The organism is Paenirhodobacter sp. YD-8 (genome assembly GCF_056590935.1).
In genome coordinates, this window is record NZ_CM152649.1 from 2253270 (window position 1) to 2269215 (window position 15946).

17 protein-coding genes and 1 tRNA gene are annotated in these 15946 nt (G+C 68.6%); 5 read left to right on the forward strand and 13 right to left on the reverse strand.

Translation table 11 applies throughout. The features are described from left to right. Positions 1 to 8 precede the first annotated feature (8 nt). Both AC0QTQ_RS10905 and AC0QTQ_RS10910 read left to right on the forward strand, forming a co-directional pair. Positions 9 to 1079, forward strand: coding sequence for a Rieske 2Fe-2S domain-containing protein (locus AC0QTQ_RS10905; protein WP_480256597.1), 1071 nt, complete (start codon positions 9 to 11; stop codon positions 1077 to 1079). Positions 1080 to 1267: 188 nt separating this feature from the next. After that, on the forward strand, positions 1268 to 2260 hold the full coding sequence (locus AC0QTQ_RS10910) for an ABC transporter substrate-binding protein (RefSeq protein WP_480256598.1): 993 nt from the start codon (positions 1268 to 1270) through the stop codon (positions 2258 to 2260). Between the two features lie 44 nt (positions 2261 to 2304). On the opposite strand, the gene AC0QTQ_RS10915 is transcribed toward AC0QTQ_RS10910, so the two are convergent. The 5 genes from AC0QTQ_RS10915 to AC0QTQ_RS10935 all read right to left on the reverse strand — a co-directional run bounded on the left by AC0QTQ_RS10915 (position 2305) and on the right by AC0QTQ_RS10935 (position 6165). Then, a complete protein-coding gene (locus AC0QTQ_RS10915) occupies positions 2305 to 2895 on the reverse strand; it encodes an NYN domain-containing protein (protein ID WP_480256599.1) in 591 nt (196 codons plus the stop codon). Between the two features lie 123 nt (positions 2896 to 3018). Next, positions 3019 to 3594 (reverse strand): YceI family protein, encoded by a 576-nt coding sequence (locus AC0QTQ_RS10920; protein ID WP_121534667.1) that lies wholly within the window; start codon positions 3592 to 3594, stop codon positions 3019 to 3021. Positions 3595 to 3727: 133 nt separating this feature from the next. Beyond that, positions 3728 to 4252 (reverse strand): hypothetical protein, encoded by a 525-nt coding sequence (locus AC0QTQ_RS10925; RefSeq protein WP_480256600.1) that lies wholly within the window; start codon positions 4250 to 4252, stop codon positions 3728 to 3730. A gap of 108 nt (positions 4253 to 4360) precedes the next feature. Further along, the gene (gene glnA / locus AC0QTQ_RS10930; protein WP_480256601.1) at positions 4361 to 5770 is read right to left on the reverse strand and encodes a type I glutamate--ammonia ligase; all 1410 of its coding nucleotides are present in this window, start codon (positions 5768 to 5770) and stop codon (positions 4361 to 4363) included. 56 nt (positions 5771 to 5826) lie between these two features. After that, positions 5827 to 6165 (reverse strand): P-II family nitrogen regulator, encoded by a 339-nt coding sequence (locus AC0QTQ_RS10935; RefSeq protein ID WP_113901462.1) that lies wholly within the window; start codon positions 6163 to 6165, stop codon positions 5827 to 5829. Positions 6166 to 6365: 200 nt separating this feature from the next. Between AC0QTQ_RS10935 and AC0QTQ_RS10940 the strand changes: the two genes are divergently transcribed. Both AC0QTQ_RS10940 and AC0QTQ_RS10945 read left to right on the forward strand, forming a co-directional pair. Then, on the forward strand, positions 6366 to 7001 hold the full coding sequence (locus AC0QTQ_RS10940; RefSeq protein WP_480256602.1) for an NAD(P)H-hydrate epimerase: 636 nt from the start codon (positions 6366 to 6368) through the stop codon (positions 6999 to 7001). Between the two features lie 61 nt (positions 7002 to 7062). After that, on the forward strand, positions 7063 to 7917 hold the full coding sequence (locus AC0QTQ_RS10945; RefSeq protein WP_480256603.1) for an NAD(P)H-hydrate dehydratase: 855 nt from the start codon (positions 7063 to 7065) through the stop codon (positions 7915 to 7917). On the opposite strand, the gene AC0QTQ_RS10950 is transcribed toward AC0QTQ_RS10945, so the two are convergent. Further along, positions 7914 to 8435, reverse strand: coding sequence for a Hint domain-containing protein (locus tag AC0QTQ_RS10950; protein ID WP_480256604.1), 522 nt, complete (start codon positions 8433 to 8435; stop codon positions 7914 to 7916). The genes AC0QTQ_RS10945 and AC0QTQ_RS10950 overlap by 4 nt on opposite strands. Positions 8436 to 8577: 142 nt before the next feature. Between AC0QTQ_RS10950 and AC0QTQ_RS10955 the strand changes: the two genes are divergently transcribed. Next, positions 8578 to 8661 (forward strand) — tRNA-Leu (locus tag AC0QTQ_RS10955). 106 nt (positions 8662 to 8767) lie between these two features. Here AC0QTQ_RS10955 and AC0QTQ_RS10960 read toward each other — a convergent pair. From AC0QTQ_RS10960 to AC0QTQ_RS10990, 7 genes are all read right to left on the reverse strand, one after another. After that, positions 8768 to 9547 carry an SDR family NAD(P)-dependent oxidoreductase gene (locus tag AC0QTQ_RS10960; RefSeq protein ID WP_480256605.1) on the reverse strand — a complete coding sequence of 260 codons (780 nt, stop codon included), beginning with the start codon at positions 9545 to 9547 and terminating at the stop codon, positions 8768 to 8770. 82 nt (positions 9548 to 9629) lie between these two features. Continuing rightward, positions 9630 to 10469: a fumarylacetoacetate hydrolase family protein gene (locus AC0QTQ_RS10965; protein ID WP_480256606.1), complete on the reverse strand. Its 840-nt coding sequence runs from the start codon at positions 10467 to 10469 to the stop codon at positions 9630 to 9632. A 125-nt stretch (positions 10470 to 10594) separates the two neighbouring features. Further along, entirely contained in the window at positions 10595 to 11287 is a 693-nt protein-coding gene (locus tag AC0QTQ_RS10970) for a GntR family transcriptional regulator (protein ID WP_480256607.1), read from the reverse strand. Positions 11288 to 11395: 108 nt separating this feature from the next. Next, entirely contained in the window at positions 11396 to 12904 is a 1509-nt protein-coding gene (locus AC0QTQ_RS10975) for a TRAP transporter large permease (protein ID WP_480256608.1), read from the reverse strand. Further along, a complete protein-coding gene (locus tag AC0QTQ_RS10980) occupies positions 12904 to 13443 on the reverse strand; it encodes a TRAP transporter small permease (RefSeq protein ID WP_480256609.1) in 540 nt (179 codons plus the stop codon). The genes AC0QTQ_RS10975 and AC0QTQ_RS10980 overlap by 1 nt, the downstream gene beginning before the upstream one ends. Positions 13444 to 13589: 146 nt before the next feature. Next, entirely contained in the window at positions 13590 to 14795 is a 1206-nt protein-coding gene (locus AC0QTQ_RS10985; RefSeq protein ID WP_480256611.1) for a type 2 periplasmic-binding domain-containing protein, read from the reverse strand. Between the two features lie 150 nt (positions 14796 to 14945). Further along, a complete protein-coding gene (locus AC0QTQ_RS10990) occupies positions 14946 to 15887 on the reverse strand; it encodes a LysR family transcriptional regulator (protein WP_480256612.1) in 942 nt (313 codons plus the stop codon). Positions 15888 to 15946: the final 59 nt, after the last annotated feature.

Sequence of the window (15946 nt, forward strand, 5' to 3'; positions counted from 1 at the left end):
AGCGCCTCATGTTTCTTCCCGCAAAGACCACCCGCACCGAAACCGCGCTGCCGCGCGCGTGCAGCCTTGCCGAGGGCGACTGGCACATCCTGTCGGGCTTCTGGCACCCCGTCGCCTGGTCCGGGGAGGTGGCCGCGGCGCCGGTGCCGGTGCGGTTGCTTGACGAAAGGCTGGTGCTGTGGCGCGACGAGACGGGCATCGTCCATGCCGCGAAGGATCTGTGCCTGCACCGCGGCGGCAGGCTTTCGCGCGGCAAGGTCTGCGCCGGGCAGATCACCTGCCCGCTGCACGGGTTTCGCTATGACGGCAGCGGCGCCTGCCGCAAGGTGCCCGCGCTCGGCGCCGAGGTGCCGATCCCGAAGCGGCTGCGCCTCGACATCCGGGCCAGCGCCGAACGCTATGGTCTGGTCTGGGTCTGCCTTGCCGAAAGCCCGCGCGCGCCGCTGCCGGACTGGCCGCTGATCGAGGCGGGCATCGGCACGATCGCCCGCGTCCCGTCGGCGGTCTGGCAGGCCTCTGCCGCGCGCCATGTCGAGAATTTCAACGACCTGTGCCACATCCCCTTCGTGCATCCCGATACCTTCGGCGGCGACGAGGACCGCACCATCGCGCCCTATCGGGTCGAGATCGGGACGGGCACGCTGTCCTACGAGGCGGAATATACCGAGCAGACCCGCTACAAGACCCCCGGCGCCGCGCCGCAGGGCCGCCGCACGCGGCACTACGCCTATGCGCTGACCCTGCCCTTCGCCTCCTGGCTGACGATCACCGACGCGGAATCGGAGTTCCACGTCTTCGACATCGCCTCGCCGGTCAGCGCGATGACGACCCGCATCTTCCAGATCCTCGTCGACCGCACCGGCCGGTTGCAGCCTGCCGAGATGATCGCCTTCCAGAACCGGATCAACGCCGAGGATGCGCCGCTTGTCGAGGCGCAATCGCCGCTCGAGCTGCCGCTCGACCTGCGCGACGAGATCCACATCCCGGCCGACCGGATGTCGATCGAATACCGGCGGATGCTGGCGGGGCTCGGGCTGGGCGCCGAGACGATCCTCGGCCCGACGGCCCCCGGGGACTGAGGCCCCCGCATATCGACACACGCCGCGCCGCGCCCCTCTCCGGGGGCGCGGTCCGTGCCGTTTGCGGCCCGGTTTCCGGCGTGCTAGGCGCTCTCGTTTCGAGACCTCTGCGGGCGATAATCGGCGCTATTCAGGGGCGGTCCGGCCGTGCAGTGATCGATCCGGCGCAACAGGAAAGAGCCCTCATCATGGATATCAGACTGCGACTTGCGGCCCTTGCCGCGACCCTCACCCTTGCCCTCGGCACTGCGGCCGGTGCCGCGGAACCGGTGATCTATCAGCTCGGCTGGGTGCCCGGCGGCACCAATGCGATCGAATATTACGCCCTCGCGAAGGGCTATTTCGCCGCCGAGGGGCTCGACGTCACGATCCGCAGCGGCAATGGCGCGACCGACACCCTGTCCAAGGTCGCCGCCGGTGCGGCCGACATCGGCAATGTCGGGCTTGACGCCGCGCTGGCGGCAGCGGCCGAGCAGAAGGTGCCGGCGAAGGTGATTTACGCGCTCTTCACCAAGAACCCCGGCTCGATCCATGTCGGGGCGGGTTCGGGGATCACCACCCTCGCCGACCTTGCCGGCAAGAAGATCGCCCTGCCCGCCTATTCGAGCACCACCGTCACCTGGCCGCTGTTTGCACGGCGCAACGGGCTCGACCCCGACCGCATCGACACCGTCAAGGTCGATGCGAGCGCGCTTGCCCCGATGCTGGCCAGCGGCCAGGTCGACGCGATCGTGAACTGGGTCACCGTCGCCCCGCTCGACCGCGCAGTGATGGCCGCGGCCGGGCGCGAGATGGTGGAGATCCCGATGTCGGAGCACGGGCTTGAAAGCTACAGCGCCGCGCTGGCGGCGGGCGACACCTTCCTTGCGCAGCGGTCCGAGGTCGCCCGGGCCTTCCTGCGGGCGCTGGCGAAGGCGACGCCCGCGGCGATCGCCGATCCCGACGGGGCGGCCGCGGCGATCCATGCGCTTGTGCCCGAGGTCGATGCCGCCATCGCCGCACAGGAATTCCGCGCCGCGATCCCGCTGATCGAGAACGAGGTGACGCGGGCCGCGGGGCTCGGCCGCTTCGACCCGGCGCAGGTCGCCAAGACCTGGGACTGGGTGGCGCAATCGCAGGGCTTCGCGCCGGCGGCGCTCGACCCGATGTCGGTGATCGACATGTCCTTCGTGCCCGAGTGAGCCCCGGGGCCGCGGGCGGCACGCCGCCCCGGCCCGTCCCGGCCTCAGTGCGGCTCGCCCCCGGTCACCGCAAGATCGAGCCACAGCGCGCCGGCCCGATAGCCGCCGCGCACCAGTGCCCCGGGCCGCGTCACCTCGGGATAGGCCTCGGCCCGGTCGCGGAAACGGTCGTTCGAGACGATCCGGGCGCCATAATCGCGCGCCACGGCCAGAAGCATCTCGTCGGCCTGCATCCCCTTCGGCACCACCATCACCTGATCGACCGGCAGCGCCAGCAGCGAGCCGAGCGCATCGTCGCGCAGATAGCGGCCGACCAGCTTGTAGCCGACATTGGCATCGAACACGACACCGGGCACGAAGCCGAGCGCGTCGAGCTGCCCGATCACCTCGCGCAGGGTCTCGACCTGCGGCGTGCCCTCCCGCCAGTGCATGACGTTCGACCCGTCGACGAGAATCCAGTTCGAACGCCGCGCCGCCGGGCGAGGACGGCGCCGCAGACGGAGGAGGACCAGCAACACCAGGCTGACGATCGCAAAGACGCCGCCAGGAAGCAGCAGATCGGAGAACCCGGGGATGGTCAGCGCGGCCGCAATTGCCGCAAGGGACAGGATCAGCAAGACAATCGGTGCAATCATGGCGCGAGGATACGCCCCGCCCAAGGCGCTGCCAAGCCCGCAGCAGCGGCGGCCACGGCTGCGAAAAATGAAAACGGCCGCGGGGTCTGCCCGCGGCCGTTTCGGATCTCAGGTGCGAACCGATTACTCGGCCTTCGCGGCCTCGATCGAGATCGCGATGGTCACGTCATCGCCGACGTAGGGCGCATACATGCCCATGTCGAAATCGGTGCGCTTGACCGTGGTGGTGGCTTCGAAGCCGACCCACGGCTTCTTCATCATCGGATGCTCGCCCATCTGGGTCATCGTGGCGTCCAGCACGACCGGCTTGGTGATGCCGTTCATCGTCAGATCGCCGGTGATCTTGCCGGTCTTCTCGCCGGTCACCTCGATCGAGGTCGACTTGAAGGTGATGTCGGGGTTCTTGTCGGCGCCGAAGAAGTCCTCGGTCAGGAAGTGCGCGGTGCGCTCGTCCCAGCCGGTGAACAGCGACTTCGCCGGGAAGCTGACGGCAACCGAGCTGTCGGCCGGTTTCTCGGCGTCGAACATGATCTTGCCGTTGAAGCCCGAGAACATGCCGGTGGTGGTCGAGAAGCCGAGGTGGCTGTAGTGGAAGACGATCTGGCTGTGGCTCGGGTCGAGATCATATTCGACCGGCTCGGCGACGGCGACGGTGGCAAGGCCGAGGGCAAGGCCGGCGGCGAGAAGAAGCGATTTCATGCGGGAGGACTCCGTGTTGCATGGGATGGCGCCAAGATGCCGCCACGGCAGGGCCGGCTCAATTCCACAGATCCAAACAGAATCTGTGCGCAGCCGCTCATAACCGGGGCGGAATAGGCGATTTCCCGCCCTTTCACCGACAGTTGGCGCGCAGCACCACGATCTGATCGACTGCTCCGACCGCATTCGACATCCGCCGGTTGAAGGCCGGATCGAAGGGTGCGGCGGTGCAGCGGCCGTCGACACGCAGCACCGAGGCCGCGATCTCGGCGCGCTTCGCCTCGCTCAGCCCGAGCTTGCGCCCGCACAGCCCCTTCGCGACCGCGCTCGCGGTGCAGATCGCCACGCCGCCGCGCGCCGGACGATAGACCTCGCGCCCCATGATCTGCTTGAGCGTATAGACATCCGTGCCCTGCCGCTGCGCCTCGAAGGCCCAGTCGGCCTCGCTGACGCCGCTCGAGCGCACCGGGTCTTTCCAGACGAAGGTGAACAGCAGCACATCCGCGCGCTCGCCCGCCGGGCGGGGCATCGTGCCCCAGCCGACGAGATAATCGCCGACGGTCGCCTGCCCCCGCCGTCCCCCCGCCTGCGCAGCTTGCGGCAGCGCCCCGAGCAGCATCAGCGCCACGGCGAAACCCCGAATGAAATGGAAAAACATCATTTGCCTCATGCCTGAAATGACCGGGATGAGACCCGAGATGCGGGGGAAGCGCAATGCAAAAGGGCGCCCCGAGGGGCGCCCTTTCTCTCGCTGTCCCGGACGGGATCAGCAGGAGTAGTACATCTGGTACTCGATCGGGTGCGGGGTGTGCTCGTAGGCGTAGACTTCTTCCCACTTGAGCGCGGTGTAGCCCTCGATCAGGCCCTTGGTGAACACGTCGCCGGCGAGCAGGAAGTCGTGATCGGCTTCCAGCGCTTCCAGAGCTTCACGCAGCGAACCGCAGACGGTCGGGATCGCGGCCAGTTCTTCCGGCGGCAGGTCGTAGAGGTCCTTGTCCGACGCCGGACCCGGATCGATCTTGTTCTTGATGCCGTCGAGGCCGGCCATCATCAGCGCCGCGAAGGCGAGATAGGGGTTGGCCGCCGGATCGGGGAACCGGGCTTCGACGCGCTTGGCCTTCGGCGATTCGGTCCACGGAATACGGACGCAGCCCGAGCGGTTGCGGGCCGAGTAGGCGCGCAGCACCGGGGCTTCGAAGCCCGGGATCAGACGCTTGTACGAGTTCGTCGACGGGTTGGTGAAGGCGTTGAGCGTCTTCGCGTGCTTCAGGATGCCGCCGATGAAGTACAGCGCTTCCTGCGACAGGTCGGCATACTTGTCGCCGGCGAAGAGCGGCTTGCCGTCCTTCCAGATCGACATGTTCACGTGCATGCCCGAGCCGTTGTCGCCCTTCATGGGCTTCGGCATGAAGGTCACGGTCTTGCCGTAGGCGTGGGCCACGTTGTGGATCACGTACTTGTACTTCTGGATGTTGTCGGCCTGCTCGACCAGACCACCGAAGATCATGCCCAGCTCGTGCTGGCAGGTCGCGACTTCGTGGTGGTGCTTGTCGACCTTCATGCCCATGCGCTTCATGGTCGAGAGCATCTCGCCACGCAGGTCCTGGGCTTCGTCGACCGGGTTCACCGGGAAGTAGCCGCCCTTGTGGCCGGCGCGGTGCGCGAGGTTGCCGGTCTCGATGAGCGCATCGGTGTTCCAGGCAGCGGCCTCGGCGTCGATCTCGTAGCCGACCTTCGCGGGCGTGACCGAGTAGCGCACGTCGTCGAAGATGAAGAATTCGGCTTCCGGGCCGAAGAAGGCGGCATCGCCGACGCCCGAGGACTTGAGATAGGCCTCGGCCTTGTGGGCGACCTGACGCGGGCAGCGGTCATAGGCTTCGCCGGTGTCCGGCTCGACCACGTCGCAATGCACGCAGAGGGTCTTTTCCGCATAGAAGGGGTCGATGTAGACCGACGAGGCGTCCGGGATCAGTTTCATGTCGGACTGATCGATCGACTTCCAGCCGGCGATCGACGAGCCGTCGAACATGAAGCCTTCCTCGAAGAAGTCCTCATCGACGAGATCGGCCACCACCGTCACGTGCTGCAGCTTGCCGCGCGGGTCGGTGAAGCGGACGTCGACGTATTCGACTTCCTCCGCCTTCATCAGTTCGAGAGCTTTCTTGACTGCGCTCATTGCAAATAACCCTTTCCTTTGAGCATTGGGTATCCGGGCCACCGGCCCTGAATTCTTCAGACCGCGTCGTCGCCGGTTTCACCGGTGCGGATGCGGATCGCCTGTTCCACGGGAGAGATGAAGATCTTGCCGTCACCGATCTTCTCGGTGCGGGCGGCGGAAATGATCGCCTCGACGGCGGCCTCGACCATCTCGTCGGGCAGCACCATCTCGATCTTCACCTTGGGCAGGAAATCCACGACATATTCGGCGCCGCGATAGAGCTCGGTATGGCCCTTCTGCCGGCCGAACCCCTTCACCTCGATCACCGAAAGCCCCTGGATCCCGGCTTCCTGAAGCGCTTCCTTCACCTCATCGAGCTTGAAGGGCTTGATGATCGCCTCAACCTTTTTCATACCGCCGACTCCCCCCTTCAGGTCTAGCCGAACCTCACTGACCACTTTCCAGCCGGGCTCGCAATCGGCTAGGCTGGGGCCGGGTCGAGCAGTCCGGCAATTCGCAATGCGTCGCACATTTTTTGTGCAGATGGCGCATTATAGCGGCGAAAAGAAAAGACTTCGAGGGGATTATGGCAGAAATTCTGACATCTGCCCAAATGCGCGCCATCGAACAGGCGGCGATGGCCGCCGGAACGGTCAGCGGCCTTGTGCTGATGGAGCGGGCGGGCGCGGGCGTGGTGGCGGCGATCCTCGAGACCTGGCCGGCGCTTGCGACCCCGGCCGAGCCACCCTGCGCGGTGGCGCTGTGCGGACCGGGCAACAATGGCGGTGACGGATTCGTGGTGGCGCGGCTGCTTGCCGCCCGCGGCTGGCGGGTCGCGACCTATCTTCTGGGCAGGCCCGAGCGGCTGCCGCCCGATGCGCGCGCGACTGCCGAGGCCTGGAGCGCCCCGCCCGGCGCCCGCGCCCTGCCGGCAGAGGCGCTGGCGGCGGAGGACTGGACGGGCTGCCGCGCCGGGGTGGTCATCGACGCGCTCTATGGCATCGGCTTTCGCCCGCCCCTGCCCGCCGCCGCGGCGCAGATGCTGGCCATCGCCGGGCAGATCGTCGCCGCGCATCCCGAAGGCTGGCGGCGTGTCGCGATCGACATCCCCTCCGGCCTCGCCGCCGACAGCCCTCCGCCGGTCGTCCCCGCCTGCGATCTGGTCGTCACCTTCCACCGCGAGAAGCCCGTGCACCCGGCCCTGCGCGCAGCGGGGCTTGCCGTCGTGACCGCGGATATCGGGCTGTGATTCACCCTTTCCTCACCCTCGCCGCCCTAGCCTGCGCCGATCCCACCGCCGGAGCCTTGGCATGATCCGCCACATCACCCTGACCGAAGAGATGCGCGCCGCGCTGCGCAAGACCGTCGAGGCGCATAAATACGGCCATGGCCATGCGCTGGTGCTGGCGGGCGGCGTCGGCCACGGTGGGGCGGCGCGGCTGGCCGCGCGCGCCGCGCTGCGGGTCGGCGCGGGGCTTGTCACGCTGCTGCCGCCGCAGGCCGCGATTCCGGAGAACGCCGCCCAGCTCACCGCGGTGATGCTGGCCGCCCTTCCCGATGGCTACAGCCTGCGCGGCAAGCTGCAGGACCGGCGGCTGAACGCGCTCCTGCTCGGCCCGGGCCTCGGCCTGCCGCGCGCGCAGGAGATGGTGCCCGCCGCACTCTGGGCGAAGCGGGCGACCGTGCTCGACGCCGATGCGCTCAGTGCCTTTGCCGCCGACCCCGGCCAGCTCTTCGCGCAGCTGCATGAGAACGTGGTGCTGACCCCGCATCTGGGCGAATTCGGCCGGCTCTTCCCCGACCTTGCGACGGCGCTTGCCGACGGCGTGCTGACCCGGGTCGAGGCGACGCGTGCGGCCGCCGACCGGGCCGGCTGCACGATGCTGCTGAAAGGCGCCGAGACCGCGATCGCCGCGCCCGGCGGCGAGGCGGCGCTGCATCTGGCCACCGGCGCGCGCGCCGCGCCCTGGCTCGCCACCGCGGGCTCGGGCGATGTGCTGGCCGGCATCCTCACCGGCCTGCTCGCGCGCGGGTTCTCTGCCTACGAGGCGGCCTGCACCGGCACCTGGCTGCATGTCGAGGCGGCACGCAGCTTCGGCCCCGGCCTGATCGCCGAGGACCTGCCCGACGAGCTGCCGAAGGTGTTCCGCGCGATCCTGCTCTAGACCACGGCGGCGAGCGGCGCGCAGCCGATCTCGACGCCGTCGGCATAGATCACCTCGGCCGCGTCGAAATGCAGGGTGAAGAGGCGCACCTTCTCGGCGCCCACACGGGCGATGAACTGCCCGTCGATCAGCCGCGAGACCTCGATCAGCGCCTCCTTGCGGCCGAAGAGCGCCTCGGCCCGCCAGTCGCGGATCAGCACCTGCGTGCCCTCGCCCAGCAACAGCGCGCGTTCGGGCCGGTCATGGCCGAGCGCGCCGGGAGAGATCTGCACCAGCCCGTCCCGCGCCGGCATCGCCGTCGCGGCGCGCAGCCGGCACATGCCGGAGCGGGTGATGACCCGATCGCCCGGGACCAGGAACTCGACCGGCAAGAGCCCGTCGAGCGTCGCCACCCGGGTGCCGAGCGCGATGCCGGCCAGGGCGGCGCCGGCGTGAAGATACGGGTCGACAACGGATGCGGAACGGGTGCCGGGTGCATCCGCACCCTGCGTCTCCCGTCCCGAAGGGGGCCTGTCCATCGGGTCTGTCCTGCTCGTTGTGCCTTGAAGGCGCGCCGTTTTCGGCTTTGTTTCGAGATTAGAACGAATTCCCTCATCGGGCGAGGATTTTTTCGCACGCCCCCTGTTCAGGCCACGGGGGCGTTGCTAGAAGGCGGCACGTGCGGGTGTGGCGAAACTGGTAGACGCACCAGATTTAGGTTCTGGCGCTTTTGGCGTGGGGGTTCGAGTCCCTTCACCCGCACCACATTGAAATCCCCCGAGATGTTCGCCCCCGGATCGGAATCCTGGGGCCGTCGCGCCGGCCTGGTGCCGCCCCGCCAGCGCGCCTCCGCTGGCGGGGCGGCATCGCCTCAGCCGAGGGTGCGGCCGCCGTCGACCACCAGATCGGCGCCGGTGATCAGGCTGGCCTCGTCCGAGGCGAGGAAGGCCACCGCATTCGCGATGTCGGCGGGCATCGGCAGGCGGTCGGTGCAGTGCTGCGCCAGGATGACCTCGAGCGCCTTTTCCTTCGAGCCATAGCGCTTCAGCAGCATCGCCTCGACCAGCGGCGTCCAGACCCAGGTCGGGTGCACCGCATTCACCCGCACCCGATAGCCGCTCTTGCCCGCGCTCATCGCCGCACTGCGGGTCAGTGCACGCACCGTCGCCTTGCTGACGTTGTAGGGAATGGCGTCGACGCTGCCGAGGAAGGCCGTGGTCGAGCCGATGTTCACCACCGCGCCGCCGCCCGTCTCCTTCATCACCCGGATCGCCTCGCGGGTGCCGAGGAAGGTGCCGTCGGCATTCACCGACATGATCCGGCGCCATTCCGCCATCGGCAGTGCATCGATCAGGAAGCTCGCGCTGCCGACGACACCGGCGGCATTGACCAGCACGTCAAGCCGCCCGGCCTCACGCACCACCCCCTCGAGCGCGCGCTGCCAGTCCTCCTCGGAGGTGACATCGAGCGGCACGATCTGCGGCGCGGGAAGCCCCTCGAAGGCTGCCATCACCGCCTCGACCCCGTCGGGCTTCTGATCGGCCAGGAACACCCGCCCGCCCTCCTGCGCGATGCGCAGACCGATCGCCGTGCCAAGCGCGCCGACGCCGCCGGTCACCACCGCGGTCTTGCCCGCAAACCTCATGTTCATCGAACCGTCTCCTTCGTGGGCGCGCCCCCGGGCGCCGCCGGTTGGGGTTTCGCGCCGCCTGCCCGCCAGGCGGCGCAGGGCGTCATTCGTCGACGACGCCGTTCTTCAGGGTGCCGATGCCGGTGATCTCGACCTCGACCTGCATGCCGGGCACGAGATAGAGCTGCGGCTTGCGGAACTTGCCGACCCCGCCCGGCGTGCCGGTGGCGATCACGTCGCCCGGGCTCAGGGTGATGACCGTCGAGATGTAGGCGATCATCTCGGGGATGCCGATCGCCAGATCATCGAGCCGCGCGCGCTGCACCACCGCGCCGTCGACGCGGGTCGTCAGCTCGGCCCGGGTGATGTCGTCGATCGCATCGGCGGTGACGATCCAGGGGCCGATCGCGCCCGAGGCCTCGAAGCTCTTGCCCGGCCAGAACTGCGGCGTGTGGATCTGGAAGTCGCGGATCGAGCCCTCGTTCACGCAGGTATAGCCGAGGACGTGGTCGAAGGCCTCGGCGGCCGGGATATGCCGGCCGCCCTTGCCGATGATCACCGCAAGCTCGCCCTCGTAGTCGAAGGCCTGGCTGGCCTTCGGCCGCACGAGCGGCGTGCCATGGCCCACCAGCGAGGCGGGGTAGCGGGTGAAGATCGACGGGTGGGAGGGCCGCTCGCGCCCGGTCTCGGCGATGTGCGACAGATAGTTCAGCCCGATGCAGAGGATCTTCCCGGGTTCGGGGATCGGCGGCAGAAGGCGGACATCGGCGAGCGGGCGGCGCGGACCGAGGCCCGCGAGCTCGGCCACCGCACCGGCGGCCACGACCGCGCGCAGGTCGGGCCAGCGCGACCGCAGCACCGATCCGGCATCGAGAACCTCGCTGCCCTCGACCGTGCCATAGCTTGCCTGACCGCTCTGGTCGGTGAAAGAAACAAGACGCATTCGTCACTCCTCGTGATGGCCGGCAGGCGCCGGCATGGGTTGCCCGCCGGGCAAGATGCTCGTGTGCGCATCACCGCGATGCGCATCATTCCGGGATGGGGAGCGGGGCGCGCGCCCCGCGATCGTCAGGGCGCGGGGGACACGTCCCTGGGCCAGTTTGCCAACAGCTTTTCCTCGGTCGCGTGGTAATGCTCGAGCAGCAGCGTCGTCGCCCGGTCGGTGTCGCGCCGCAACACCGCCGCGAGGATCTCGGCATGCTCGTGCTCGACGTTGCGCGCGCTGCTGGTGGTGACCGGGCTCGACCAGACGCGATAGATCTCGGTCGCGGAGGCCAGCTTCTCGCAGATGTCGATCAGCGCCGGGATGCCGCAGGCCTCGACCAGCCGCGAATGGAAGGCGCGGTGCGCGCTGAACCATTCGGGGTTGCCGTGCAGCTCGTCGCCCGCGCTGCGGCGCGGGGTGCGGGTCAGGCGGTGATGCGCCGCCAGCACCTCGGTTTCCCACTCGACACCGCCGCGCTCGATCGCGAGGGCCAGCGCCAGCTTCTCGTTGTGGCAGCGGATCAGCGTCAGGTCGCGCAGCTCCTGGCGGTCGAGCATCGGCACGAAGAACCCCTGCCCGATCGACGATTGCACCAGCCGGTCGCCGCTGAGCAGGATCAGCGCCTCGCGGATCACCGTCGTGCTGGCCTCGTAGGCCTTGCCCAGGAGGCTTGGCTGCAGCCGCGCCCCGGGGGCAAAGCGGCCGTCGAAGATGTCCTGGCGGATCCGCTGATAGACGTCCAGCGCCAGCGATTTTGCGTCACCTCGTTTCGACATGGTCCTGCGTCTCTGCTTCCTGTTTCCGGTCTTGCCCCGCTCCGGTGCGGGGTCGGGGCACGCCGCGGGTCACGCCCCGCGGCGTTCGGTCAGCATAGGCCATCGCGCTCACTGGATCATCTGCGCCGGCAGCCAGGTCACCAGCTGCGGGAAGACGGTGATCAGGATCACCACCGCCAGCGCCAGCGGCACGAAGAGCAGCACCCCCGAGAACACGTCCTTGAGCGAGATCCGGTGGCCGATGTTGATCTCGGGATCCTGCGCCATGCGGTGACCGATGAACACCAGAAGCCCCACCGGCGGCGTCAGGATGCTGATCTCGGCCATCAGCACCAGGAACACCCCGAACCACATCGGGTTGTAACCGGCCGCGACGACGATCGGCATGATCAGCGGCACGGTCAGCAGCATCATCGCGATCGCGTCCATGAACATGCCGAGCACGAGGTAGAGCACGATCAGCAGCGCGAAGAACACGAAGGTGTTGCTGGTCAGGCTCAGCATGTGCGACGACAGCCATTGCGCGGCACCGGTGACGGCCAGCAGCCGGCTGAGGATCGCCGCGCCGATGATCAGCATCAGGACCGAGCCCACGGCCGAGAGCGTGCCCCGCGCCGCCCCAGAGAGCGAGCGCAGGAAGCTGCGCCGGTCCTGCACCGCAAAGCAGTATCCCATCGCCCCGAGCGCGCCGACCGAGGCGCATTCGGTCACCGTCAGGAAGCCGCCGCCAAGCCCGCCGAAGATCACCGCGATCAGCACCGGCACCGGCCAGGCCTCGGCGACGATGCGCAGCTTCGCGCGCGGGCTCAGCGCCGGGCCGGCCTCGGCCTTCGCGGCCTTCGCGCCGCGCGCCGCCTCGCCGACCCAGTCGGGGCGGAACAGGGCGATCGCCACCACGGTCAGCACATAGGCGAGGGTCAGCAGGATGCCCGGGATCGTCCCCGCCAGCAGCTGCGGCCCGACCGGCACCTCGGCAAAGCCCGCGAAGATCACCATCATGATGCTCGGCGGGATCAACTGGCCGATGGTGCCGGCGCTGAGCACCGCGCCGACCGCAAGGCGCTTGTCATAGCCGAAGCGCAGCATCTCGGCGATCGCGATCCGGCCGAGCGCATAGGTGCTGCCCACGGTCGAGCCGCTGATCGCGCCAAGGCCTGCCCCGGCGATGTTCGTCGTCGCCGCAAGGTTGCCCGGCAACCAGAAGAACAGGATCCGCGCCGCCGCGTAAAGCTTGGTGGTGATGCCCGAATACCAGAGCATCAGCCCCATCAGCACGAACATCGGCAGCACGATGAAGGTCGCGCTCGAGGCCGAGGTGAAGGGCGTCTGCGACAGCGTCGCATCCAGCGCCCGCGTCCCCATCACCGCATAGAGGCCAAGCGCGCCCGAGATCCCCATCGCCAGCCCGACGCTCATGCCAAGGCCCATCAGCGCGAACATCATGCCAAGCGCCACCAGCGCCCGCAGCTCGCGCGCCATGTCGACGAAGAAGAGCCCCCCGAAGGCGGCCGCAAGGACCGTCAGCAGGATCACCCAGCTCACCCCCTTCCAGGGGTGAAGCGGCGCCGCAGCGTCGCGGCCGGCCAGATCGGCGGTCGGTGTCGTTGCCTTGCTCATCACAGTGCCTCCGGGCTTTCGAGATGGTCGTCGGAATCGGTGTCGCGGCCCTTCAGCACCACGACGAGGTGGCGCAGCAGGACGAGCGCATAGCTGAGGAAGCCGATTGCGGTGACGAAGCGCACCGGCCAGATCACGATCTTGTAGGCGCCGGTATATTCGCCGTCGATCATGCTCTCGTAGGCGACATGGAAGCCAAGCAGCGCCATCCGCAGCAAGATCGCGATCGCCACCAGCGCGACGATCGCCTCGGCCAGCTTCAGCGCGTTGCGGCCCAGCACCTCGGTCAGCATGGTGACGCGCACATGCTCGTGGCCAAGGCCGGCCCACCAGATGCCGATGAAGACCATCGGCACCATCAGCCAGTATTCCGTCACCTCGAGCGCGCCGGGGATCGGGGTGTTGAACAGGTTGCGCGACAGCACATCGGTGAAGGTCAGCGCGACAAGGGCATAGAGGCAGAAGGTGCCCAGTCCGACGAGGACGGACTTGCCCAGGCTCCATATCGAGGTCTTGCGCCGGTTCGGGGGCGTGATCATGGACACTCTCTCGAGTTGGGATGCCGGTGCCGCCACGGGCAGGCACGGCATTGCGATGGGGATGGGGCCCGCCCCTGGCGCGGCGCCGGAGGCGGGCCGGATCGCCCGGCGCCGCGTCCGTGCCGGCGCCGGGCGGGACCTGCCGGTCAGCGGGTCGCGGCGGCGTAGGGCGCGACGATCTCGCTGCGGATCCGCTGCGCCAGCAGCGCGAAGTCGGGCAGCGTGCCGCCCTTGGCGACGAAATCTCCCCAGGAGGTGTACGCGCCGCCAAAGCCGAATTCATCGCTCAGGATGGTGCGCCACTTCGCGCGCAGCGCGGTCAGCCGGGCGACCTCGGCGGCGGGATCGGCCACTTCCTTCGGGCTGGCGGCCACGGCATTCGCGCGCACCGCATCGTGGAAGTCATCGACCTTCTTGCGCATCTCGGCATCGGGGGTGGTGTAGATCACGCCGCTCGCGATGCTCGAGGTCGCGGTGCGCAGCTGCTGCTCGAGCGCGGCCTGCAGCAGGTCGGACGAATATTGCGCCGTCTCGTCCCAGATGATGTCCTTCAGCTCCTGCGGGAAGGCCTTCCAGGTGTCGAGGTTGAAGCCATAGACCGCCTGCGCATAGGCGGTCAGCCCGACGCCGAGGTTGAAATACTTGGCATGGTCGAAGAAGCCGTTCGCGCCGGCATCGGCCAGCCCGCCCATCCAGCAGTCGATCACGCCCGACTGGAACGACTGATAGACCTCGGTGATCGGCAGCGCGACCGGGGTCAGGCCGAGGTTCTGCGCCTCCTTCGTCCAGGTGTCGCCGGCAACCCGGCTGCGCTTGCCGGCAAGCTCGGCGAGCGTCGCATTGTCGTCGCGGCACAGCACGCCATAGGGCCCGGTGATCGAGAACGAGGGCATCACCGCGAAGATCCCGGCATCGAGCAGCTGCTGGCTGTGCGCCGTCATGCCGGCGTTCCACTCATAGCCCGCAAGCGCCGTGGTCGCCACCTCGAGCACCGGGTTCTGCTCGGTCGGGATCGCCAGGCTGCCCTGCCACTGGTCGACCGAGAATTTCGCCGGCTCGTAGGCGGGCAGGACGAAGCCGAAGTCGAACAGCCCGGCACCGAGCGCAGAGGTCAGTTCCGAGGCAGGCACGAGGCTGCCGGCATAGTAGTATTCGAAGGTGACCTTGCCGCCGCTGCGTGCCTCGACGCGCTTGGTGAAGGCCTCCATCGGCGCGGTGAACCAGCTGTCCGGCCCGTAGAGCGAGGCAACGCGCAGCGTCATCGGCTTCATCTCGGCGAGGCTCTCGGCCGAGGCGCCCGTGAAGGTGAAAAGCGCGGCCGACAGTGCAGCCCCCGCCACCAGGTATTTCATAACAATCTCCTCCCCTTGGCGATGTCAGCCGTCCCGCGTCGCAGGCCCCGGGCCGGGGTCCCTGCCCGACCTCCCGAGAGCGTTCCTCCCGCGCCGACGGGAACGACTTTGCATCATGGAATCGATTCTTACTTTCGAAATATTTTCCCGTCAACTCTCCCGCCGTGCCGCGGGGCCATTTCCGCCCTCGCCCACGACGCCCTCGCGCCGCATCAGCGCCTCGAGCCAGTCCATGAAGACACGCAGCCGCGGCGCCAGGTGGCGGCGGCGGGCGTAGAGGATCGAGAGCGGCACCGGCGCCGGACGGAACGCGGCCAGCACCTCGACGAGCTGCCCGGTGCGCAGCTCCTCGCGCACGCCATGGGCCGGCAGTTGCACCAGCCCATGCCCCGCAAGCGCCGCCGCGACATAGCTTTCGGCATTGTCGACGCACAGATGGCTCTGCATCGGCACCGAGATCGCCACGCCCGCGCGCCGCCCCTCCCACAGCGCCTCGGCCGCAGGCATCCGCAGCGCGTAATTCACCAGCAGATGCCCTCCGAGATCCTCGGGCGTTTCCGGCCGGCCGTGCTCGGCGAGATACCCCGCCCCGGCACAGGTCAGGATCGCCACCGTGCCGAGCCGGCGGCAGATCAGCTCGCTGTCCTCGAGCTCGGCCATCCGCACCACTGCATCCACCCCCTCGGCGATCAAGTCGGTCATCCGGTCGGTGGCACTGAGGTCGATGGCAAGCCCCGGATGGCGGGCGCGGAACTCGGCCAGATGCGGGATCACCACATGCCGGGCCATCCGGCTCGGCATGTCGACCCGGATCCGCCCCGCAAGCGCCTCGGGCCGGTCGCGAAACAGCCCCTCGGCCTGCGCCATCGCGTCGACCAGATCGCGCGCGGTCTCGAGGAACTGCAGCCCCTCCGGCGTCGGACGCACGACGCGCGTCGTGCGCGCCAGAAGCTGCGCGCCGAGCCGGTCCTCGAGCGCCTGCACCGTGGTCGAGACGGTCGAGCGCGGCAGCCCGAGCGCCGCCGCCGCGCGGGTGAAGTTTCCGCTCTCCACCACCCGGATGAAGACCTGCATCTGCTGAATTCTGTCCATGCCGATTGTTCGCGCCTTTCGACAGATGATGTCAATGGCGGCCGGTTTATCCGTCATCC

What these genes read in the sequence shown, in the direction of transcription:
- AC0QTQ_RS10905 (WP_480256597.1), top strand. Translation starts at nt 9, where the DNA reads ATGTTTCTTCCCGCAAAGACCACCCGCACCGAAACCGCGCTGCCGCGC.
- AC0QTQ_RS10910 (WP_480256598.1), top strand. Translation starts at nt 1,268, where the DNA reads ATGGATATCAGACTGCGACTTGCGGCCCTTGCCGCGACCCTCACCCTT.
- AC0QTQ_RS10915 (WP_480256599.1), bottom strand. Translation starts at nt 2,895, where the DNA reads ATGATTGCACCGATTGTCTTGCTGATCCTGTCCCTTGCGGCAATTGCG.
- AC0QTQ_RS10920 (WP_121534667.1), bottom strand. Translation starts at nt 3,594, where the DNA reads ATGAAATCGCTTCTTCTCGCCGCCGGCCTTGCCCTCGGCCTTGCCACC.
- AC0QTQ_RS10925 (WP_480256600.1), bottom strand. Translation starts at nt 4,252, where the DNA reads ATGTTTTTCCATTTCATTCGGGGTTTCGCCGTGGCGCTGATGCTGCTC.
- glnA (WP_480256601.1), bottom strand. Translation starts at nt 5,770, where the DNA reads ATGAGCGCAGTCAAGAAAGCTCTCGAACTGATGAAGGCGGAGGAAGTC.
- AC0QTQ_RS10935 (WP_113901462.1), bottom strand. Translation starts at nt 6,165, where the DNA reads ATGAAAAAGGTTGAGGCGATCATCAAGCCCTTCAAGCTCGATGAGGTG.
- AC0QTQ_RS10940 (WP_480256602.1), top strand. Translation starts at nt 6,366, where the DNA reads ATGCGCGCCATCGAACAGGCGGCGATGGCCGCCGGAACGGTCAGCGGC.
- AC0QTQ_RS10945 (WP_480256603.1), top strand. Translation starts at nt 7,063, where the DNA reads ATGATCCGCCACATCACCCTGACCGAAGAGATGCGCGCCGCGCTGCGC.
- AC0QTQ_RS10950 (WP_480256604.1), bottom strand. Translation starts at nt 8,435, where the DNA reads ATGGACAGGCCCCCTTCGGGACGGGAGACGCAGGGTGCGGATGCACCC.
- AC0QTQ_RS10960 (WP_480256605.1), bottom strand. Translation starts at nt 9,547, where the DNA reads ATGAACATGAGGTTTGCGGGCAAGACCGCGGTGGTGACCGGCGGCGTC.
- AC0QTQ_RS10965 (WP_480256606.1), bottom strand. Translation starts at nt 10,469, where the DNA reads ATGCGTCTTGTTTCTTTCACCGACCAGAGCGGTCAGGCAAGCTATGGC.
- AC0QTQ_RS10970 (WP_480256607.1), bottom strand. Translation starts at nt 11,287, where the DNA reads ATGTCGAAACGAGGTGACGCAAAATCGCTGGCGCTGGACGTCTATCAG.
- AC0QTQ_RS10975 (WP_480256608.1), bottom strand. Translation starts at nt 12,904, where the DNA reads ATGAGCAAGGCAACGACACCGACCGCCGATCTGGCCGGCCGCGACGCT.
- AC0QTQ_RS10980 (WP_480256609.1), bottom strand. Translation starts at nt 13,443, where the DNA reads ATGATCACGCCCCCGAACCGGCGCAAGACCTCGATATGGAGCCTGGGC.
- AC0QTQ_RS10985 (WP_480256611.1), bottom strand. Translation starts at nt 14,795, where the DNA reads ATGAAATACCTGGTGGCGGGGGCTGCACTGTCGGCCGCGCTTTTCACC.
- AC0QTQ_RS10990 (WP_480256612.1), bottom strand. Translation starts at nt 15,887, where the DNA reads ATGGACAGAATTCAGCAGATGCAGGTCTTCATCCGGGTGGTGGAGAGC.